Source organism: Saccharomonospora azurea NA-128, from assembly GCF_000231055.2.
Classification (GTDB): Bacteria; Actinomycetota; Actinomycetes; order Mycobacteriales; family Pseudonocardiaceae; genus Saccharomonospora; species Saccharomonospora azurea.
Genome location: NZ_CM001466.1, coordinates 3,251,234 through 3,271,269 on the forward strand (window position 1 = coordinate 3,251,234; position 20,036 = coordinate 3,271,269).

Consider the following 20,036-nt stretch of genomic DNA (forward strand, 5'->3'; position numbering starts at 1 on the left):
ACCGTAGGCCCATCACCGCGCGGCGCCCGGCATCGAACACCAACGTGCCCGCTCGGTCAAGAGTTGATTTTTCCGCAATCTGGTGACAGGAGTCCAGCGTGGTGGCACAGCGGGGCCGGCGCAATGGGTCCGCACCCGCGCCGAGGCGCGCTCCCGAGGCGGAGACCGCCGGAGCCGCCGAGGTCGCCTCGACCGCCTCGGCGGGCGCCCACTCCGCGCGGGCGATCCCGGAGGCGGCCGTCGCCCGGCTCGCCGTGTACCTGAGGGTGCTCTCGGCGATGGCGGAGCAGGGCGCCACCACGGTGTCGAGTGAGGAGCTCTCGACCGCGGCGGGGGTGAACTCCGCCAAGCTGCGCAAGGACCTGTCCTACATCGGCTCGTACGGCACGCGTGGCGTGGGTTACGAGGTGCAGGTCCTGGTGGGGCAGCTCGAGCGGATACTGGGCCTGACGCGGCAGCACAAGGTCGCCGTCGTGGGAATCGGCAACCTCGGTCACGCGTTGGCCAACTATGGTGGCTTCCCCGGACGCGGTTTTCCCGTCGAGGCGCTGTTCGACATCGATCCCGACCTGATCGGAGTCCCGGTGGGCGGGGTCCCGGTGTCGCACCTCGACGACATCCCCACGGTGTGTGCCGAGCGCGGCATCTCCATCGGGGTGATCGCGACGCCGCCGACCGCGGCGCAGTCGGTGTGCGACCGGCTCGTGGCCGGCGGAGTGCAGTCCATTCTGAACTTCGCCCCCGTGGTCTTGCAGGTGCCCGAACATGTCGAGGTGCGAAAGGTCGACCTGGCGGTGGAGTTGCAGATCTTGTCCTTCCACGTGGCACGAAGGGCGGCCGACGAGGCCGGCAGCGCCGGCACGACCGCGGACGGTACGAAGGATGTGGTGGTGTCCTGATGAGCGTTCTGGCGATCGGCCTCTCCCATCGGACCGCCGACCTGGCGACTCTGGAGCGTGTCGCGGTCCCGGCCGCCGAGGTGGGGAAGGTGCTGTACGAGCTGCAGCAGGCGGACGACGTGTCCGAGGTCATGCTGCTGTCGACGTGCAACCGCATCGAGGTCTACGCGGTGGTCGAAACCTTCCACGGCGGGCTGGCGGGCATCTCGGAGGTGCTGGCCAGGCAGGCGGGCATGGAGCCCGCCCAGCTGTACGACAACTTCTACGTGCACTACGCGGGTGCCGCGGTGGAGCACGTGTTCTCGGTGGCGTCGGGCCTGGACTCGATGGTCGTCGGCGAGACGCAGATCCTCGGGCAGGTGCGGGCGGCCTACGCCACCGCCCGGGAGGCCGGCACCGTCGGCAGGACGCTGCACGAGTTGGTGCAGACGACTCTGCGGGTCGGCAAGCGCGTGCACAGCGAGACCGGTCTCGACCGGCTCGGTGCGTCCGTGGTGTCGGAGGCCCTCGCCGCGGCGGGGGAGCTGGCCGGCACGCGGGCGCTCGTCGTCGGCGCGGGTTCGATGGGAGCGCTGGCGGCGTCGCAGCTGCGGAAGGGCGGTGTCGCCGGGATCACGGTGATCAACCGCACGCCCGAGCGGGCCGCGCGGCTCGCGGCCTCGATCACCGAGCAGGGCGGGTCCGCGAAGGCCGCCCCGATGTCCGATCTGGCCACGGAGGTCGCGTCGGCCGACGTCGTCGTGGTGTGCACCGGCGCGAAGGACCCCGTGCTTCTGGCCGACCACGTCGCACCGCGCGCCGATGACCCCGTGGTGGTCTGCGACCTCGGCCTGCCGCGGGATGTCGACCCGGCCGTCGAGGAGGTCCCCGGCGTCGCGCTCGTGGACCTGGAGACGGTGCGCAAGCGCATGGCCGAGGCCGGGACGGCCACCACGGAGAAACAACTCGCCAGGGCTTCCGGCATCGTGCTCGACGAGGTGCGCGACTACCTGGCAGGACAGCGCAGCGCGGCGGTGACGCCCACCGTGACCGCGTTGCGCAAGCGGGCGGCCGAGGTGGTGGACGCCGAGCTGTTGCGGCTCGACCGGCGTCTGCCCGACCTCGACGGCGCCGTCCGCGACGAACTGGGCCGCACGGTCCGCCGGGTCGTGGACAAGCTCCTGCACGCCCCGACCGTGCGCGTCAAGCAACTCGCCGCCGAGAAGGCCGACACCGACTACGCCAACGCACTGCGGGAGTTGTTCGGACTCGACCCGCAGGCGCCCACCGTGGTGTCGAGCCCGTCAGCGGCGTCCAAGCACGAGCAGATCGACGGTGAACGAAGTGACTGACAGGACTCTCCGTATCGGCACGCGCGGCAGCAGGCTCGCGATGTCGCAGACCGGTACGGTCGCGGCGTTGCTGGAGAAGGCGGGGTGGAAGGTCGAACTCGTCCCGGTGGCGACTCCGGGCGACCAGTCGTCCGCGCCGATCGCCGAGATCGGGGTGGGTGTCTTCACCTCCGCCCTGCGCCAGGCGCTCCTGGACGGCGAGGTCGACATCGCGGTGCACTCCTACAAGGACCTGCCGACCGCGCCGCAGCCCGGCATCGCGCTGGCGGCCGTGTCGGAGCGCGAGGACCCGCGGGACGCGCTGGTGGCGCGCGACGGGCTCACCCTGGGAGAGTTGCCACCGGGATCCACCGTCGGGACGGGTTCGCCTCGGCGGATGACCCAGCTCCGGGCGCTCGGTCTCGGCCTGAACGTGGTGCCGATCCGTGGCAACATCGACAGGCGGCTCGCCATGGTGGAGTCGGGTGAGCTCGACGCCATCGTGCTGGCCAGGGCCGGACTCGCGCGCACCGAGCGGGTCGGCCTGATCACCGAGACGCTCGACCCCCTGCAGATGGTGCCGGCGCCGGCGCAGGGCGCGCTGGCGGTCGAGACCCGCGTCGACGACGTGGACATGGAGCACCTCATCCACTCCGTCGTGGACCACGAGCCCACCCGGGTGGCCGTGACGGCCGAGCGGGCGCTGCTCGCGCGGCTCGAAGCGGGCTGCAGCGCGCCCGTGGGTGCGCTGGCCGACGTGGTCGAGGACGTGGACAGCGAGGGCGCTGTGATCGAGCGCGTCTCGATGCGGGGCGTGGCCGCCACCGCCGTCGAAGGCGACTCGGTGCGGATCCTGCGGGCGTCGGCGGTCGCCGAGAAGTCCGAGGCGGAGCAGCTCGGCTTCAGGCTGGCCGACGAGCTGCTCGACCTGGGTGCCGGCGCGCTGGCGCGCTGACAGTTTCCCGAAGAAGGAAGAACGAACGCTCGGCCGCGCAGACCGCGGTCGACGACGAGGAGAGACGACGTAATGACCCGCGCACGCAAAACCACGGGGCGTGTCGCTTTCGTGGGCTCGGGCCCTGGTGACACCGGGCTGTTGACGGTTCGTGCCCAGGAGCTGCTCGCGAAGGCCGACCTCGTGGTGACCGACCCCGACGTACCTTCCGGTGTGCTGGCCTTCGCGAACGCCGACGCCGAGGTGCGCCCCGCCGTGGGCGAGCCAGGCGACGTCGCGAAGGACCTGGCGGCGGAGGCGAAGGCGGGCAGGCTGGTGCTGAGGCTGACGGCCGGTGACCCGCTGACGCAGCAGGCGATCGTCGCCGAGGTGCAGGCGGTGTCGCGGACGAGCGCGGTGTTCGACGTGATCCCGGGTGTCTCCGCCGGTACGGCCGTGCCCGCGTACGCGGGTGTCGCGCTGGGTGCGGCGCACGTCGAGGTGGACCTGCGGGCCGGCGAGGTCGACTGGGCGAAGCTCGCGGCGACGCCCGGTGCCATCGTGTTGCACGCGACGTCGAGCCACCTCGCGGAGGCGGCGTCGGCGCTGGTGGAGCACGGTCTCCCGGCGCAGACCCCGGTCGCGGTGACCTCGAACGGCACCATCAACACGCAGCGCACGCTCGACTCGACGCTGGCGTCCCTCGCCGCCGACGCGGGTGAGCTCGTGGGTCCGCTGGTGGTCACCATCGGCGAGGCCGTGAGCAATCGCCAGAAGCTGTCGTGGTGGGAGTCGCGTGCCCTCTACGGCTGGAAGGTGCTGGTGCCGCGCACCAAGGAGCAGGCGGGTGACATGGCCGAGCGGCTCCGCAGCCACGGTGCGACGTCGCACGAGGTGCCCACCATCTCGGTGGAGCCGCCGCGCAGCCCGGCCCAGATGGAGCGTGCGGTGAAGGGCCTCGTGGACGGCCGCTACCAGTGGATCGTGTTCACCTCGGCCAACGCGGTGCGTGCCGTGTGGGAGAAGTTCACCGAGTTCGGTCTCGACGCCCGGGCGTTCTCCGGCGTGAAGATCGCCTGCGTCGGTGAGTCGACCGCCGACAAGGTGCGCTCGTTCGGCATCATCCCGGAGCTCGTGCCCAAGGGCGAGCAGTCCAGCGAGGGCCTGCTGGAGGAGTTCCCGCCGTACGACGACGTGCTGGACCCGGTGAACCGCGTGCTGCTGCCGCGTGCCGACATCGCCACCGAGACGCTGTCGGCGGGCCTGCAGGAGCGCGGCTGGGAGGTCGACGACGTGACGGCCTACCGCACCGTCCGTGCGGCTCCGCCGCCCGCCGAGACCCGCGAGATGATCAAGACCGGTGGCTTCGACGCGGTGTGCTTCACCTCGTCGTCCACGGTCCGCAACCTGGTCGGCATCGCCGGTAAGCCGCACGCGCGGACGCTCGTGGCGTGCATCGGCCCGAAGACGGCCGAAACGGCGACGGAGTTCGGGCTGCGCGTGGACGTGCGTCCCGAGCGGCCCAACGCCGTGGAGCTGGTCGACGCGCTCGCGGAGCACGCGGCGCGACTGCGTGCCGAGGGTGCGCTGCCGCCGCCGCGCAAGGCCAAGCGCACGCGCCGTTCCTGACGCGGAAAGACCTGAACGGCCACCCACCCGGTGTCATCGCCCCGGGTGGGTGGCCTTTCTCGTGTCGGCGGTCAGGACGAGGAGGTCTTCCCGTGCGTACCGCCGGGTAGGCTCGGGAGGGTGTTTCCGGAGCATCGTCCCCGTCGGTTGCGCACCACTCCCGCCCTGCGCCGGTTGGTGAGTGAGACCACGCTGCGCCCGCGCCAGTTGATCCTGCCCCTGTTCGTCGCCGAGGGCGCGTCGCAGCCCCGGCCCATCGCGAGCATGCCGGGTGTCGTGCAGCACACCCGCGACACGCTGCGCAAGGCCGCCGCCGAGGCGGTGGAGGCGGGCGTGGGCGGGCTCATGCTCTTCGGCGTCCCCGAGACCCGCGATGCGGTGGGCAGTGCCGCCACCGACCCCGACGGCATCCTCAACGTCGCGTTGCGCGACCTGCGGGCCGATCTCGGCGACTCCACCGTGCTCATGGCGGACACGTGCCTCGACGAGTTCACCGACCACGGTCACTGCGGCGTTCTCGACGCCTCCGGTGCCGTGGACAACGACGCCACGCTGGAGCGCTACGCCGACATGGCGCTGGCGCAGGCCGAGGCCGGAGCCCACCTGCTGGGTCCGAGCGGCATGATGGACGGCCAGGTCGGGGTCATCCGCCGGGCGCTCGACGACGCCGGGTACACCGACACCGGCATCCTCGCGTACTCGGCGAAGTACGCGAGCGCGTTCTACGGACCGTTCCGCGAGGCCGTCGACTCGCAGCTCTCGGGCGACCGCAACACCTACCAGCAGGATCCGGGCAACGCGCGGGAGGCGCTGCGGGAGATCGAGCTCGACGTGGCCGAAGGGGCCGACGCGGTGATGGTGAAGCCCGCGCTCGCCTACCTCGACGTGGTCCGGGCCGCGGCGGAGGCCTCGCCGGTCCCGGTGGCGGCCTACAACATCTCGGGCGAGTACTCGATGGTCGAGGGCGCCGCCGCCCACGGTTGGGTCGAGCGGGAGCGCACGATCCTCGAGGTGCTCACGTCGATCCGCAGGGCCGGTGCGGACATGATCCTCACGTACTGGGCGGCTGAAGCGGCTGCCTGGCTCGACTAGGCTCACTGCTGTGACTGAGTCAGGCGAATCGGACGACGAGCGGCGGGCGAAGGGACTTCCGCCCGAGCCGGGTACCGGCGCGCGCCGGGCGACGCCCCCGACCCCGGTGTCGGTGGCCTTCTGGCTGTACGTGGCGGGCGGTCTGCTGCTCGTGGCGGCGTTCGGTTACACGCTCACTCAGCAGGAGAGTGTGTCGAACGCGCTGATCGACCTCAACACCAGCGACACCCTCGACGAGGAGCAGATCCGCACCGGGGTGACCACGCTGTTGTGGACGATGTTCGTCGCCGCCGTGGCGTTCGCGATCCTCTTCGCCCTCTTCGGCTGGAGGGCCCGTGAGGGCAATCGTTCGTCCCGGACGATCCTCACGGTGCTGGCCGCCATCACGCTGCTGATCCAGTTGTTGCTGTTCCCCACCAGCATTCCCATCCTGGTCGCGGCGTTCCTGGCGGTGGTGGCCACGGCCCTGCTCTACCTGCCGAGCGTGGCCGACTACTTCCCACGGCCAGGCGGAGGCGGGCTGCGCTGAACGCGGCGGAGGACGTCCACTACCACGAGCCCGGCGCGAGCGGGTGGGCCCTGACCTGGGGACCGGCGTTCGCGCTCGCCGGTTGGGTCCTCGAACTGCTCGCCGGGGTCCCGGCCCACGCGCTGCTGTGGGCGCTGGTGGGCGCGGGGCTGCTCGGGTTGACGGCGTTGTGGGTCTACGCCCGACGCCGGTTCCTGAGCGTCCGGGTGACCGGCACGGCGTTGTGGCAGGGCGGTGAGAGCGTGCGGGTCGACGACATCGCCGCGGTCGACGACGTGGAGGCCCCGCCCGGCACCCGCGTGCTCGGTGGGGGCTTCGACGTGCCGCGCAAGTACACCGCGGTGCCGGTGCGGTTGACCGACGGCACGGTCGTGCTCGCGTGGGCGCGGGACGGTGCCGCGTTGCGGGAGGCCCTGCGGTCGGGGCTGGTGGACCGTGCCTGAACGGGCACGGGAGGAGCGTCCGGAGCCGACGGGCGCGATCCGGCGACGTGAGAGACTGCCCGCCGTGACCGACGCTGCCGACTTCCCGACCTCGCCCGGGATCCCGGTCCCCTCCGACCACCTGCACCAGCCGTGGCGGCTCCTGGTGGCGGTGGTCGAACTCCTGCTCGCGGTCGCCGCCGGGTGGGCGGCGGTGTGGTGCTGGAACTCGGCCGCGATCGCCGTGATGGTCCGCACCGACGACGGCACGACACTGGTGTCGCACGTGTACGAGGGCGAGTGGATCGGGTTGGCCTTCGCCGCGGCCGCCGTGGCGGGTGTCCTGGTCGTGGACGGTGCGCGCCAGGCCGTGCTCGGAGTGCGCACGCGGCGGCGCCGGAGGCGACGTGCATCGCACCAGGCCCGGCCGGGCGACACGTGACGAAGTCGGTTTTGCGAGACTGGGAGACGTGACAGGAGCAGTCGAGCAGTCCAAGTCCTGGTTCGAGCGGGCCGCCGCCGTCACGCCGGGCGGGGTGAACTCCCCGGTGCGGGCTTTCGCGGCCGTCGGCGGAACGCCGCGGTTCATGGTCCGTGGTGAAGGTGCGTACCTGTGGGATGCCGACGGCAACCGCTACGTCGACCTCGTGTCCTCCTGGGGGCCGATGATCCTCGGACACGCGCATCCCGAGGTGGTGGAGGCCACGCGGCACGCCGCCTCGTCCGGGCTGTCGTTCGGCACGCCGACGTCGGGTGAGGTGGAGCTCGCCGAGGAGATCGCGCGCCGGGTGGAACCCGTGGAGCAGGTGCGCCTCGTGAACTCGGGCACCGAGGCGACGATGAGCGCGATCCGGCTGGCCCGGGGTTTCACCGGCCGCAGCAAGATCATCAAGTTCGCCGGCTGCTATCACGGACATGTCGACGCGCTGCTCGCGCAGGCGGGTTCCGGGGTCGCCACGCTCGGGCTGCCGACGTCCCCCGGCGTCACGGGCGCGCAGGCGGCCGACACGCTCGTGCTCCCGTACAACGACCTCGACGCGGTGCGCGAGGCGTTCGCCGAGAACCCCGACTCGATCGCCGCGGTGATCACCGAGGCGGCGGCGGGCAACATGGGCGCCGTCGCCCCGCACGAGGGCTTCAACGCCGGGCTGCGCGATCTGGCACACGAGAACGGCGCGCTGCTCATCATGGACGAGGTCATGACCGGGTTCCGCGTCTCCGAGGCCGGCTGGTACGGCCTGGAGGGCGTGGCCGGCGACCTCTACACCTTCGGCAAGGTCATGTCGGGCGGGCTGCCCGCCGCCGCGTTCGGCGGTCGGGCCGACGTCATGGAGCGGCTCGCGCCCACCGGGCCGGTGTACCAGGCGGGAACGCTCTCCGGGAACCCCGTGGCCGTCGCGGCCGGGCTAACCACGCTGCGGCTGGCCGGCGAGTCCACCTACCGGGCGCTGGACGGCAACTCGAAGCGCCTGGGCGACCTGCTCGGTCAAGCTCTCTCCGCGGCCGGTGTCGCTCACACCGTGTCGTACGCGGGCAACCTGGTCAGCGTGTTCTTCACCGACACTCCCGTCCGCGACTACGCGTCGGCCGCCGCGTCCGAGACGTGGCGCTTCAAGCCGTTCTTCCACGCGCTGCTGGAGGCGGGTGTCTACCCGCCGCCGAGCGCGTTCGAGGCGTGGTTCGTCAACGCGGCCATGGACGACGCCGCGTTCGAGCTCATCGAGGCGGCGCTGCCGAAGGCCGCCCAGGCCGCCGCCGCGGCGGAGCACCCATGAGCCGGGGTACGCGCACCGTCGTCCACCTGCTGCGGCACGGCGAGGTCCACAATCCCGAGGGCGTGCTGTACGGCCGGATGCCGGGTTACCGGCTCTCCGAACGCGGGCGTGAGCAGGCGCTGATCGTCGCGGAGGCGTTGTCGTCGCACCGCCTCGCCCACGTCGTCGCCTCGCCGCTGGAGCGGGCGCAGGAGACCGCGTCGCCCGCGGCCGCGGCACACCGGCTCGACGTGGCCACCGACGAACGCCTCATCGAGGCGGACAACCAGTTCGAGGGGCTGAAGGTCAGCGTGGGCGACGGCGCGTTGCGCGAGCCCCGGCACTGGCCCAAGCTGCGCAACCCGCTGCTGCCGTCGTGGGGCGAGCCGTACCTGGAGATCGCCCACCGCATGCTGGGTGCCGTGCATGCGGCGCGGGCGGCGGCCGAGGGGCAGGAAGCGCTCTGCGTGTCGCACCAGCTCCCGATCTGGACGCTGCGCCGGTACCTGGAAGGCAGGCGGCTGTGGCACGACCCGCGCCGGCGGCAGTGTTCACTCGCCTCGCTCACCAGCCTCGTGTTCGAGGACGAACAGCTGGTGGACATCGTCTACAGCGAGCCGGCGGGCAGGACCGACCCGAAGGTGACCGGAGCATGAGTTCACGCACGCGCAAGGTCGTCGCCGCAGCGTTCGCCGCGCTGGCGGTGCTCACCGGCTGCACCACCGGCGACGACGCGGTGGTCAGCGGCGGGGGCGACTTCAGCTTCGTCGCCCCCGGTGGCGAGACCGACATCTACTACGAGGTCGAGCAGCGTCAGCAGCTGCCCGAGGTGGCGGGCGAGGACCTGTTCGACGAGGGCAAGCGCATCGCCGCGTCGGACTACGAGGGAAAGGTCGTCGTCATCAACGTCTGGGGCCAGTGGTGCGGCCCGTGCCGCACGGAGGCGCCCGAGCTGCAGAAGCTCTACGACGACACCAAGGACGACGGGGTCGTGGTGCTGGGCATCGACGTGCGCGACCACGACCGGTCGGCGCCGCAGGACTTCATGCGCGACCGCGGGCTCACCTACCCGTCGATCTACGATCCGTCGGGGCGGTCGCTGGTGAACCTGTCCGGCTACCCGCGCAGTGTCGTGCCGTCGACGCTCGTGGTGGACCGGCAGGGCCGGGTCGCGGCGGTGTACCTCCGAGAGCTGCTGGCTGACGACCTGCGCCCACTGATCGACCGGTTGACGGCCGAGAAGGCGTCCTGAACCTCGGCAATCCGGTCATCCAGCTCACTCGCCCCACCAGCCAGTGGGCTTCACGAGAACCACATTCCCTACGCTGAGGCGCGTGAATGCGGTAACCGAGCTGGCGGCCTCCGGGCCGCTGCTGCTCGCCGCGGGACTGTCGCTGCTCGCGGGAGCGATCTCGTTCGCCTCGCCCTGCGTGGTCCCGCTCGTGCCCGGCTACCTCGCCTACCTCGCGGCGCTGGTGGGCGCCGACGCGCCCGCCGTGAGCACCGGCGAGGGGCGTAAGAAGGGGCGACTCGCCGTCGTGGGTGCGGCTGCGCTGTTCGTGCTCGGGTTCACCGTGGTCTTCGCCGCGAGCGTCGGCGGCCTGGTGTGGTTGGCCGACGTCCTCTGGGTCAACGAGGAGTTGTTCCAGCGCATCGGCGGGGTGGTGATCATCGCGATGGCGTTCGTGTTCCTCGGCTTCTTCCCCGCGCTGCAGCGGGACGCTCGCATCCACCGGGTTCCGAGGATGGGTGTCTGGGGCGCCCCGGTGCTTGGTGCGGTGTTCGGGTTGGGTTGGACGCCGTGCATCGGCCCGACGCTGTCCGGCGTGCTCATGCTCGCCACGGCGAGCGGCGCCACGGGTGCGCGCGGACTCCTTCTCGTGCTGCTGTACTGCCTGGGGCTGGGCCTGCCGTTCATCCTGCTGGCCGCGGGAGCGCGATGGGCCGTCGGCGCCGCCGACTGGCTGCGCCGTCACGGTCGCACGGTGCAGATCGTCGGTGGGGCGATGCTGCTCGTCGTCGGTGTCCTGCTCGTGACGGGCCTGTGGGGCGAGCTCACGGGTTGGATGCGGGATGCCTTCATCGCGGACGTGGAGATGCCACTGTGAGCCAGACGACCACCGAACCACCGGAGACACCGCGTCCGGTCTACCGGCAGACGCCGCTGCGCCGGGCCTGGGCGTTCCTGCGCAACACGTGGCGTGGGCTGACGTCCATGCGCACCGCGCTGGTGCTGCTGTTCCTGCTGGCCCTGGCCGCCCTGCCGGGGGCGCTGCTGCCGCAGTGGGACCTCAACGCGCAGAAGACCGAGGAGTACATCGTCCAGCACGGTTGGTGGGGCGAGCTGCTCGACCGGCTGCAGTTCTTCGACGTCTACTCCAGCCCCTGGTTCTCGGCCATCTACCTGCTGCTCATGGTGTCGCTGATCGGCTGCCTGGTGCCGAGGACCGGCGAGTACTTCCGCGCGATGCGCGCCGGCCCGGTGCTGACGCCGAGGAACCTGGCGCGGCTGCCGCACCACACCAAGGCCGAGGTCGAGGCCGACCCGGACACGGTGCTGGGCGAGGTGCGCCGCAGGCTGCGCGGGTGGCGGGTCGCCGAGCGGACGGAGGCCGACGGCGTCCGCACCATCAGCGCCGAGCGCGGTTACCTGCGGGAGACCGGGAACCTGCTCTTCCACTTCGGCATGCTGGGCCTGATCGCCACGTTCGCGCTCGGTGCGATGTACTCGTACGAGGGCCAGGTGATCGTCCACGCGGACGGGCACGAGTTCTGCAACTCCGGTGTGTTCGCCTACGACTCGTTCGATCCGGGCCTGCAGGTCGACGGCACCCAGCTCTCGCCGTTCTGCGTCAAGGTGAACGACTTCGAGGCCGAGTACACGGACGCGGGCCAGCCCATCAGCTACGAGGCGGACGTCCAGTACCAGTCGGGTGAGGACCTGACCACGGGCACGTGGCGCGACCATCACCTGGAGGTCAACGAGCCGCTGCGCACGGCGGGCGACCGCGTGTACCTGCTCGGCCACGGGTACGCCCCGACGTTCACGGTGACCTGGCCGGACGGCGAGACGCGGACGCAGACCGTGCAGTGGCGGCCCACCGACCTCACGACGATGCTGTCGCAGGGTGCGACGAAGTTCGACCCGCCCGGGATCACCGACTCGGCGGAGCGGCGGAAGAACCAGCTCGCGGTCACGGGCCTGTTCGCGCCCACGGCGGCGTTCCACGGCAGCATTCTGTCGTCGTCGTTCCCCGAGCTCACCGACCCCGCCGTGGCCGTCGACATCATGCGCGGGGAGCTGGGCACGGATTCCGGACGCTCGCAGTCGATCTTCGAGATCGATCAGCGGATGGTCGACGCCGGGCGGTTGGAGCGTGTGGCCCGCGAGAACCTGCGGGTCGGCGAGAGCATCACGCTCGACGACGGCACGCAGATCAGCTTCGACGGCGTTCGCCCGTGGGTGTCGCTGCAGGTCTCGCACGACCCGACGCAGGGCTGGATGCTCGGCTTCGCCATCGTGATGTTCGCGGGGCTCGGCGCGTCGTTGGCGGTCAAGCGCCGCCGGTTCTGGGCGCGTGTGTCGCCGGTCGGTGACTCCGGCGACCCTGATCTCCGACGCACTGTAGTAGAGTTGGGCGGGCTTGCCCGTACCGATCAGGCCGGGTACGGCGAGGAGTTCACCGCCCTCTCGCGGGACATCCTCGACCGCACGCAGGACAGAAAGGCACACTGATGCCGGTCAACGAGACGCTGTCGCAGTACAGCGACTGGTCGTACACCACCACGGTCGTGGTGTACGTGCTGGCGATGATCTTCTTCCTCGTGGAGCAGGCGTTCGGCAAACGCGGTGTGCGCGCCGCCGAACGCACCCGGGAGAGGCAACTCGCGGGAGTGGGCGCCGGCTCCGCCTCCACCACGTCGTCGCGGGAGTCCGGGACGGGCGCGAGCGGTTCGACGACTCCGCCGGCCCGGACCCGCATCGAGCGCATCGGCCGCATGGGGGCGGCGCTCACCATCCTCGGGGCTGCCCTGCACCTCGCGGCGTTCGTGCTCCGCGGGCTGGCCACCAGCCGCTTCCCGATGGGCAACATGTACGAGTACATCATGGCGATCACGCTGGTCACCGTGATCGCGTGGCTCGTGATGATGGCCCGGCACCCCATCCGCCACCTGTCGGCGTTCATGCTGCTGCCCGTCGTCATCCTCATGTTCGTCGGCGGCACGATGCTCTACGCCGTCGCGGCCCCGGTGCAGCCCGCGCTGCAGTCGTACTGGCTCGTGATCCACGTGAGCGCGGCCGCCGTGGGCTCGGGCATCTTCCTCGTGCCGGGCGTGGCGAGCATCCTGTACCTGATCCGGTCCGCCTACGACCGCGACCCCGTGAAGTTCGGCAAGCTGGCGCCGAAGCTGCCCAGCGCCGAGGTGCTCGACCGGGTGGCCTACCGGACCACCGTCTTCGCGTTCCCCGTGTTCACCTTCGGCATCCTGTGCGGTGCCGTGTGGGCCGAGGCCGCCTGGGGCCGCTTCTGGGGCTGGGACCCGAAGGAGACCGTCGCCTTCGTCGCCTGGGTCATCTACGCCGCCTACCTGCACTCGCGGGCCACGGCGGGCTGGCGCGGCACGCGCGCCGCCACGATCAACGTCGTCGGGTTCGCGGCCACCGTGTTCAACCTGTTCTTCGTCAACCTCGTCTCGACGGGGCTTCACTCGTATGCCGGAGTCAGCTGACGTTCCCGCTTGACGGCGGTTACCGTCTTCCGTGTGACGCGTGAGGGGGACGTTGGCCCACCCAGCCAACCCATCGGAGGACTGACGCGGTGACCACACCCAACGAATCCGGCGGGCAGGATCATCCGCTCTATTCCGAGGCGAGCACGGACTCGACACCCCACCCGGCGCAGGCGGCCTGGCAGCAGGGGCCGTCCGGCCCGTGGCAGGGTGCCGTGCCGCCCGGCGTGCCGCAGGCCCACTACGGCGGCCAGGGACCGCCCGGGCTGCCACAGCCGCAGTACCCGGCAGGGCAGCAGCCCTATCCGGGTGTGCCGCACGGCTTCGACAGTGCGCAGTTCGTGCGCAAGCCGAAGCGCGAGCCCAAGTCGGGGTGGCGGCGGGCCGTCTACGTCGCCACCGGCAAGCTCGTGAACCCCGGCGAGGGGCCCGCCGACCGCCGCCGTCGGGAACTCGTGTCGCGCGTGAACCAGCCGCTGCGCGGGTGCCACCGCATCGCGATGCTGAGCCTGAAGGGCGGGGTGGGCAAGACCACCATGACCACCACGCTCGGCTCGACGTTCGCGTCGCTTCGCGGCGACCGCGTGATCGCCGTCGACGCGAACCCGGACGCGGGCACGCTGGCGCAGAAGATCCCCATCGAGACCACGGCGACGGTGCGGCACCTGTTGCGCGACGCCGACCGCATCGTGCGCTACAGCGACGTCCGGGCCTACACCTCGCAGGGGCCGAGCAGGCTGGAGATCCTGGCGTCGGACACCGATCCCGCCGTCTCGGAGGCGTTCTCCGAGCAGGACTACCTGCGGGTGTTGTCGGTGCTGGAGCGTTTCTACAACGTCGTGCTCACCGACTGCGGCACCGGTCTGATGCACTCGGCGATGAAGGGTGTGCTCGACTCCGCCGACACGCTCGTGGTGGTGTCGTCGAGCTCGCTGGACGGCGCCCGCAGCGCCTCGGCCACGCTCGACTGGCTGGAGGCGCACGGCTACGGAGACCTGGTGGCCCGGTCGGTGGCGGTGATCAACTCGGTGCGCCCGCGCGCGGGTTCGGTGGATCTCGACCGGCTCACGGCCCATTTCGCGGCGCGGGTGCGCGGGGTGGTGAGCATCCCGTTCGATCCGCACCTCGAAGAGGGCGCGGAGATCGACCTCGACCGCCTGTCGCACGAGACGCGGTCGGCACTGCTCGAACTCGCCGCCACGATCGCCGACGGCTTCGGCAGCGCGGAGCTGTCGCCGTTGCGGTGACGCCACCGCGTCCTGCGCCGTCCTATCAGCGTCGAGCGCCCGAGGATGCCCCGGGCGCTCGTGGGTGTCGTCGGCCGGACCCGATCAGCTGGACTCGTCGTCCTTGTTCTTCTTCTGCTGCTCGGCGATGCGGCGCAGGAACTCGGGGTCGTCGTCCGGTGCGATGGGCTTCTGCTGAGCGGTCACCCCGACACGTTCGGCGCTCAACATGCGCCACAGGAGAAAAGCGACAGTGGCGGCGCCTATCGCCGCGAGCAGGTAGATCATGCTCGCTCCCTTCGGTGTGTCGCGCGGGTAACCCACCCTACTGCACCCGAGATTAACCCTTTTGTCCATTGCGCTGTCCGGGGTGTCCTTCGTGAGGCAGGGGGACCGGGTGGCAGACGAAGGACACCCCGCAGCGCGGGGGTCAGTTCCGAGGACGTTCACTCGCGTCCGTGGTCAGCTCGGCCAGGAGCTGGTTGACCTCGGATTCGCGGAAACGGCGATGGCCCCCAGGTGTGCGAATCGATCCGATCCGACCCGCGGTCGCCCAACGCGTCACCGTTTTCGGGTCCACTCGGAACAATGCGGCGACTTCGCCCGGCGTCAGGAGCCGGCCTCCAGTGCTCGCGGTCACTCTTCGCCTCCTTCACTACTCGGAGGTCACAATCGTGTCACTTCACCCTGTGGGTACTCGAACGGTTGTCCGTGAGTAAAGAGGTAGTAAGGGACAAACGGTGCTGTTCGGGCGCCGGTGGGGTGGTTCGGGACACGGCGTAGCCTCGGGTGGTGTGAGCGACCGCCGATCCGACACGCTTGTCCGTGACCTCACCCTGTACGTGCTCGTCCGATTCGCGCTGGTGGCGGTGATCGCGGGGATCCTCGTGATCTTCCAGGTCCCTCTGCTCGTCGCCCTCATCATCGGGCTGGTCGTCGGACTCCCGCTGGGCCTGTTGCTGTTCCGATCGCTCAACGCTCGGGTGACCGCGGGGCTCGCCGCCCGCAACGAACACCGGGCGCGCGAACGCGCACGTCTGCGTGCCGAGTTGCGCGGGGAACCGCTCCAGGAGGACCCGGTGACCCGCGAGGACACCGAGACCGGCGAGGACGTCCCGGAGTCGCCCGAGAAGCCGGAGCCCGAAGCCACGCCCGAGTCGACGGACGACCGGCCGGGCCCGGGCGAGCGCCCGGAGGGTCGATGAACGACGCGTGGGTGCGCGAGGCCGTCCGCATCATCGAGGCCGACGCCAACCGCAGCGCCGATACTCACCTGCACGTCTTCCCGCTGCCCCCGGAGTGGGGCATCGACCTGTACCTCAAGGACGAGTCCGTCCATCCGACGGGCTCGTTGAAGCACCGGCTCGCCCGGTCGCTGCTGCTCTACGGGCTGGTCAACGGCCGGATCGGCCCCGACACGGTGCTGGTGGAGGCCTCCAGCGGGTCGACGGCGGTGTCGGAGGCCTACTTCGCCCGGATGCTCGGGTTGTCGTTCGTCACCGTGGTGCCACGCAAGACGAGCCGGGAGAAGATCGACCTCATCGAGTTCTACGGGGGCCGGTGCCACTTCGTGGACCGCCCGCCGGACATGTACACCGAGGCCGAGCGGCTCGCGGCGGAGTGCGGCGGCCACTATCTCGACCAGTTCACCTTCGCCGAGCGAGCGACCGACTGGCGCGGGAACAACAACATCGCCGAGTCGGTGTTCACACAGCTGCGCTCGGAGCGGCACCCGGTGCCGTCGTGGATCGTGGTCGGCGCCGGCACGGGAGGCACGAGCGCGACGTTCGGGCGGTACGTCCGCTACCGCAGGCACGACACGAAGATCGCCGTGGTCGATCCCGAGAACTCCGCGTTCTACGGCGCGTGGCAGACGGGGGCCCGCGACTACCAGACGGGCATGCCGTCGCGGATCGAGGGAATCGGGCGTCCCCGGGTGGAGCCGTCGTTCGTGCCCGAGGTGATCGACGAGATGATCCAGGTGCCCGACGCCGGGTCGCTCGCGGCGATCCGGTTCCTCCGCAGCCACACCGGACACTGGGCCGGCGGTTCCACGGGCACGAACCTCTACGGTGCGTTCACCCTCGTCTCGCGCATGCTCGCGCGCGGGGAGCGCGGCAGCGTGGTGACGTTGCTCTGCGACGGCGGGGAACGCTACGCCGGGACCTACTACGACGACGCGTGGCTGGCCGAGCGCGGGTTGGACATCGAACCGCACCTCGCGGCGTTCGACCGGTTTCTGGAGACCGGGGTGTTCCCCGGCTGACGCGGGCCGCGTGCGCTCAGCTCGCCAGCGCGAGCGCGGCACCGGTGAGCACGGCCCACGCGAGCATCGCGAAGCCGGTGTCCCGCAGCACCGGGATGAGCTGCAGTCCGGTGTGCCCGGACGTGACGGTGCGCACCGGGACCACGAGCAGGGCCACCGTCAACAGGCCCACGAACGCCGCGGGATGGACCAGACCCAACGCGATGCTGACGAGCACCGGCACCGTGACGAGCACGAGGTAGAAGCGGCGTGTGCCGGTGTCGCCGAGCCGCACGGCGAGCGTGATCTTGCCCGCGACCCGGTCGGTGGGGATGTCGCGCAGGTTGTTGGCCACGAGCACCGCCATCGACAGGCAGCCGACGGCCACCGCGCAGCCCAGCGCTTCCCAGCTCACGCGCCCGGCCTGCACGTACACCGTGCCGAGCACGGCCGCCAAACCGAAGAAGACGAAGACGGCGACCTCGCCGAACCCGGCGTAGCCGTACGGCCGCGAACCGCCGGTGTAGAACCACGCACCGGCGATGCAGGCGGCCCCCGCCGGCAGCAGCCACCACTGCCCGGTGACGACGACGAGCACGAGCCCCAGCACGGCGGCCAGTCCGAACGACGTGAGTGCCGCGGCCAGCACGGCCCTGGCCGACGCGGCACCCGAACCCACCAGCCGCAGCGGACCGACCCGCGCGGCGTCGGTGCCCTTGACCCCGTCGGAGTAGTCGTTGGCGAAGTTCACGCCCACGATCAGGGCCAGCGCGACGAGCAGCGCCAGCAGCGAGCGCCACCACGACAGCGCGTCGAGCTGGGCCGCGGCTCCCACCCCGGCCAGCACGGGCGCGACGGCGTTGGGCAGCGTGCGTGGCCGGGCGCCCTCGATCCACTCAGCGACGGTTGCCATGCGGGTCATTCTTCGGCATCGGCCGTGCCGTGATCGACGTGGCCGAGCAGAAGGCGGCGCAACGCACTCCGGTCGACCTTGCCGGGGCCGATCAGGGGCAGCTCGTCGACCACCAGGAGTTGCTTCGGTGTCGCGGCGGCGCCGAGGTCGGCCCGCACGGCGTCGCGCACGGAGTCGAGGTCGAGCTCGTCGGTGGTCGCGACCACGGCGGCCACGCGCCGACCCCATTCGGGATCCGGCAGCCCGACGACGCCGGCGGCGCGGACCCCGGGATGCCGGAGCAGCGCGTCCTCCACCTGCCGCGCGGGCACCTTCACCCCACCGGTGTTGATCATGTCGTCGAGGCGGCCGAGGACCTGGAGCCTGCCGTCGTCGGTCCAGCGTCCGACGTCGCTCGTGCGGAACCAGCCGTCGACGAACGCCTCGGCCGTCGCGGCAGGGTCGAGCCGGTACCCGTGGGCCAGCACCGGGCCGGAGACCTCGACGCGGTCGTCGGCGCCGAGGCGGACGCGCACACCGTCGAGGGGATCACCGTCGTACACGCAGCCGCTGGCCGTCTCGCTCATCCCGTACGAGGGGATCACCGACACGCCCGCGCGCTCGGCCCGGCGGCGCAGCTCGTCGGGGTAGGCGGCGCCCCCGAGCACGATCGCGTCGAACCTCGCCACCTGCGCGCCGCCCGCGTCGAGCAACCGGGACAGCTGCGTCGGCACCAGCGCCGTGTAGTGCGGCCCGGGGGAGGACAGGACCTCGCGGGCGGCCTCGTCGAACGCCTCGGGCCGGAAACCGCGGCTCAGGTCGACGACGCCGGGCGTGGTGCCCGCGAGATGCGAGCGCACGAGGACCTGCAGGCCGCCGATGTAGCCGGGCGGAGTGGCCAGCAGCCACCGGCCGGGACCGCCGAGCCGCGCGTGGGTGGCGTGGGCGGAGGCGAGCAGGGCGCGGGCCGAGAGCAACGTGCCCTTCGGGCGTCCGGTGGAGCCCGAGGTGGTGATGATCACCGCGGTGCCGGGTTCCACCGGCTCGTCGGGGCGCATGGCGGCGCGAACGGAGTCGGCGGCCGGGTTGCGCGGATCGAGGGGCAGCACGGCGGGACCGCCGTCGAGGGCGTCGAGCACGGCACGGGTGAGTTCGGCTACCGACTCCACGCTGCCGTCAGACCGGATCACCCGCATGCTTTACGGTCCTTTCACATGGGAGCCATTTCCGGCGTACTGACCTACGTCGCGTTCACCGCGCTGTTCTTCTACATCCTCTACTTCGTCGTGAGGGCCGCCGTGCGTGACGGTGTCCGGGCGGCGCGGCAGGGGCAGGGCGGGCCGACGTCGCCCTGACGCCCTGACGCCCTGACGCGCGGACACGCGTGCGGGAAGTGCGGACACGCGTGCGCAGGGCGCGGACACGATGTCGGGCGGGGTTGGGCCTGCTCAGTAGTAGTACGGGTAGTCCGACCAGTCCGGGTCTCGCTTCTCCAGGAAGGCGTCGCGGCCCTCCACCGCTTCGTCCTGCTGGTAGGCCAGCCGCGTCGTCTCGCCCGCGAACACCTGCTGACCCACGAGGCCGTCGTCGATGAGGTTGAACGCGTACTTGAGCATGCGCTGGGCCGTGGGGGACTTCCCGAGCACCTCCCAGGCCCAGTCCAGTGCCTCGGCCTCCAGCCGCTCGTGCGGCACGGCCTTGTTCACAGAGCCCATCGCGTGCGCTTCCTCCGCCGTGTAGGGCCGGCCGAGGAAGAAGATCTCCCGTGCGAACTTCTGCCCCACCTGCCGCGCCAGGTAGGCGGAGCCGTAGCCGCCGTCGAACGAACCCACGTCGGCGTCGGTCTGCTTGAACCGCGCGTGCTCGGCGGAGGCCAGCGTGAGATCGCACACGACGTGCAGCGAGTGCCCGCCACCGGCGGCCCAGCCGGGCACGACCGCGATCACGACCTTCGGCATGAAGCGGATCAGCCGCTGCACCTCCAGGATGTGCAGCCTGCCCGCGCGGGCGGGATCGATCGTGTCGGACGTCTCGCCGCTCGCGTACTGATAGCCGGAGCGGCCGCGAATACGCTGGTCGCCACCGGAACAAAACGCCCAACCGCCGTCCTTGGGAGAGGGACCGTTGCCGGTGAGCAGGACGCAGCCCACGTCCGAGCTCATCCGGGCATGGTCGAGCGCGCGGTACAGCTCGTCCACGGTGTGCGGGCGGAAGGCGTTACGCACCTCCGGCCGGTCGAACGCGACGCGCACGACGCGCTTGCCGGATCGGCTCTTCCTCGAACGGTGGTATGTGATGTCGGTGAAGTCGAAGCCGGGGACCTCGTCCCATTCGGCGGGGTCGAACAGCTCCGAAACCTGGGTGTGGGGCACG

Annotated in this window: 23 protein-coding genes; 18 read left to right on the plus strand and 5 right to left on the minus strand. The window is 71.2% G+C overall.

Annotated elements, in window-relative coordinates; genetic code table 11:
* Positions 1–98: 98 nt before the first annotated feature.
* The 15 genes from SACAZDRAFT_RS14845 (at position 99) to SACAZDRAFT_RS14915 (ending at position 14,547) form a co-directional block, all read left to right on the plus strand.
* On the plus strand, positions 99–899 hold the full coding sequence (locus tag SACAZDRAFT_RS14845) for a redox-sensing transcriptional repressor Rex (protein ID WP_005443021.1): 801 nt from the start codon (positions 99–101) through the stop codon (positions 897–899).
* Positions 899–2,230: a glutamyl-tRNA reductase gene (locus SACAZDRAFT_RS14850; RefSeq protein WP_005443023.1), complete on the plus strand. Its 1,332-nt coding sequence runs from the start codon at positions 899–901 to the stop codon at positions 2,228–2,230. The genes SACAZDRAFT_RS14845 and SACAZDRAFT_RS14850 overlap by 1 nt, the downstream gene beginning before the upstream one ends.
* Positions 2,231–2,270: 40 nt before the next feature.
* Complete coding sequence (gene hemC, locus SACAZDRAFT_RS14855) at positions 2,271–3,164, plus strand: hydroxymethylbilane synthase (protein WP_232286433.1); 894 nt, start codon at positions 2,271–2,273, stop codon at positions 3,162–3,164.
* A 72-nt stretch (positions 3,165–3,236) separates the two neighbouring features.
* Complete coding sequence (locus SACAZDRAFT_RS14860; RefSeq protein ID WP_005443025.1) at positions 3,237–4,772, plus strand: bifunctional uroporphyrinogen-III C-methyltransferase/uroporphyrinogen-III synthase; 1,536 nt, start codon at positions 3,237–3,239, stop codon at positions 4,770–4,772.
* Positions 4,773–4,892: 120 nt separating this feature from the next.
* Positions 4,893–5,864 (plus strand): porphobilinogen synthase, encoded by a 972-nt coding sequence (gene hemB / locus SACAZDRAFT_RS14865; protein ID WP_005443026.1) that lies wholly within the window; start codon positions 4,893–4,895, stop codon positions 5,862–5,864.
* 10 nt (positions 5,865–5,874) lie between these two features.
* Positions 5,875–6,393, plus strand: coding sequence for a hypothetical protein (locus SACAZDRAFT_RS14870; RefSeq protein WP_005443029.1), 519 nt, complete (start codon positions 5,875–5,877; stop codon positions 6,391–6,393).
* Positions 6,390–6,836: a hypothetical protein gene (locus tag SACAZDRAFT_RS14875; RefSeq protein WP_005443031.1), complete on the plus strand. Its 447-nt coding sequence runs from the start codon at positions 6,390–6,392 to the stop codon at positions 6,834–6,836. Before SACAZDRAFT_RS14870 ends, SACAZDRAFT_RS14875 begins: the two co-directional genes overlap by 4 nt.
* Positions 6,837–6,900: 64 nt before the next feature.
* Positions 6,901–7,257, plus strand: coding sequence for a hypothetical protein (locus SACAZDRAFT_RS14880; protein WP_005443033.1), 357 nt, complete (start codon positions 6,901–6,903; stop codon positions 7,255–7,257).
* A 28-nt stretch (positions 7,258–7,285) separates the two neighbouring features.
* Positions 7,286–8,590, plus strand: coding sequence for a glutamate-1-semialdehyde 2,1-aminomutase (gene hemL / locus SACAZDRAFT_RS14885; RefSeq protein WP_040927781.1), 1,305 nt, complete (start codon positions 7,286–7,288; stop codon positions 8,588–8,590).
* Positions 8,587–9,225: a histidine phosphatase family protein gene (locus SACAZDRAFT_RS14890; protein WP_005443037.1), complete on the plus strand. Its 639-nt coding sequence runs from the start codon at positions 8,587–8,589 to the stop codon at positions 9,223–9,225. Before hemL ends, SACAZDRAFT_RS14890 begins: the two co-directional genes overlap by 4 nt.
* Positions 9,222–9,821, plus strand: a complete 600-nt coding sequence (locus SACAZDRAFT_RS14895) for a TlpA family protein disulfide reductase (RefSeq protein ID WP_005443039.1) — start codon at positions 9,222–9,224, stop codon at positions 9,819–9,821. The genes SACAZDRAFT_RS14890 and SACAZDRAFT_RS14895 overlap by 4 nt, the downstream gene beginning before the upstream one ends.
* Positions 9,822–9,903: 82 nt before the next feature.
* Entirely contained in the window at positions 9,904–10,677 is a 774-nt protein-coding gene (locus SACAZDRAFT_RS14900) for a cytochrome c biogenesis CcdA family protein (protein WP_040927782.1), read from the plus strand.
* Complete coding sequence (gene resB / locus SACAZDRAFT_RS14905) at positions 10,674–12,305, plus strand: cytochrome c biogenesis protein ResB (protein ID WP_005443042.1); 1,632 nt, start codon at positions 10,674–10,676, stop codon at positions 12,303–12,305. Before SACAZDRAFT_RS14900 ends, resB begins: the two co-directional genes overlap by 4 nt.
* The gene (gene ccsB, locus SACAZDRAFT_RS14910) at positions 12,305–13,300 is read left to right on the plus strand and encodes a c-type cytochrome biogenesis protein CcsB (protein ID WP_005443044.1); all 996 of its coding nucleotides are present in this window, start codon (positions 12,305–12,307) and stop codon (positions 13,298–13,300) included. The genes resB and ccsB overlap by 1 nt, the downstream gene beginning before the upstream one ends.
* Positions 13,301–13,389: 89 nt before the next feature.
* The gene (locus tag SACAZDRAFT_RS14915) at positions 13,390–14,547 is read left to right on the plus strand and encodes a MinD/ParA family ATP-binding protein (RefSeq protein ID WP_005443046.1); all 1,158 of its coding nucleotides are present in this window, start codon (positions 13,390–13,392) and stop codon (positions 14,545–14,547) included.
* 84 nt (positions 14,548–14,631) lie between these two features.
* On the opposite strand, the gene SACAZDRAFT_RS14920 is transcribed toward SACAZDRAFT_RS14915, so the two are convergent.
* Together SACAZDRAFT_RS14920 and SACAZDRAFT_RS22545 are read right to left on the minus strand one after the other, a co-directional pair.
* Positions 14,632–14,814 carry a hypothetical protein gene (locus tag SACAZDRAFT_RS14920; protein ID WP_037295309.1) on the minus strand — a complete coding sequence of 61 codons (183 nt, stop codon included), beginning with the start codon at positions 14,812–14,814 and terminating at the stop codon, positions 14,632–14,634.
* 142 nt (positions 14,815–14,956) lie between these two features.
* A complete protein-coding gene (locus SACAZDRAFT_RS22545) occupies positions 14,957–15,166 on the minus strand; it encodes a BldC family transcriptional regulator (protein WP_005443050.1) in 210 nt (69 codons plus the stop codon).
* 154 nt (positions 15,167–15,320) lie between these two features.
* Between SACAZDRAFT_RS22545 and SACAZDRAFT_RS22085 the strand changes: the two genes are divergently transcribed.
* The gene (locus tag SACAZDRAFT_RS22085) at positions 15,321–15,731 is read left to right on the plus strand and encodes a DUF4229 domain-containing protein (RefSeq protein ID WP_232286278.1); all 411 of its coding nucleotides are present in this window, start codon (positions 15,321–15,323) and stop codon (positions 15,729–15,731) included.
* Positions 15,728–16,792 (plus strand): L-cysteine desulfhydrase Cds1, encoded by a 1,065-nt coding sequence (cds1, locus tag SACAZDRAFT_RS14935; RefSeq protein ID WP_005443054.1) that lies wholly within the window; start codon positions 15,728–15,730, stop codon positions 16,790–16,792. The genes SACAZDRAFT_RS22085 and cds1 overlap by 4 nt, the downstream gene beginning before the upstream one ends.
* A gap of 16 nt (positions 16,793–16,808) precedes the next feature.
* Here cds1 and SACAZDRAFT_RS14940 read toward each other — a convergent pair whose 3' ends face one another.
* Positions 16,809–17,684, minus strand: a complete 876-nt coding sequence (locus SACAZDRAFT_RS14940) for a 1,4-dihydroxy-2-naphthoate polyprenyltransferase (protein WP_040927999.1) — start codon at positions 17,682–17,684, stop codon at positions 16,809–16,811.
* A gap of 5 nt (positions 17,685–17,689) precedes the next feature.
* A complete protein-coding gene (menE, locus tag SACAZDRAFT_RS14945; protein ID WP_005443057.1) occupies positions 17,690–18,859 on the minus strand; it encodes an o-succinylbenzoate--CoA ligase in 1,170 nt (389 codons plus the stop codon).
* Between the two features lie 18 nt (positions 18,860–18,877).
* Between menE and SACAZDRAFT_RS23410 the strand changes: the two genes are divergently transcribed.
* Entirely contained in the window at positions 18,878–19,018 is a 141-nt protein-coding gene (locus SACAZDRAFT_RS23410) for a hypothetical protein (protein WP_005443059.1), read from the plus strand.
* A 93-nt stretch (positions 19,019–19,111) separates the two neighbouring features.
* Here SACAZDRAFT_RS23410 and SACAZDRAFT_RS14950 read toward each other — a convergent pair whose 3' ends face one another.
* Positions 19,112–20,035 (minus strand): 1,4-dihydroxy-2-naphthoyl-CoA synthase, encoded by a 924-nt coding sequence (locus SACAZDRAFT_RS14950; RefSeq protein WP_005443061.1) that lies wholly within the window; start codon positions 20,033–20,035, stop codon positions 19,112–19,114.
* Position 20,036: the final 1 nt, after the last annotated feature.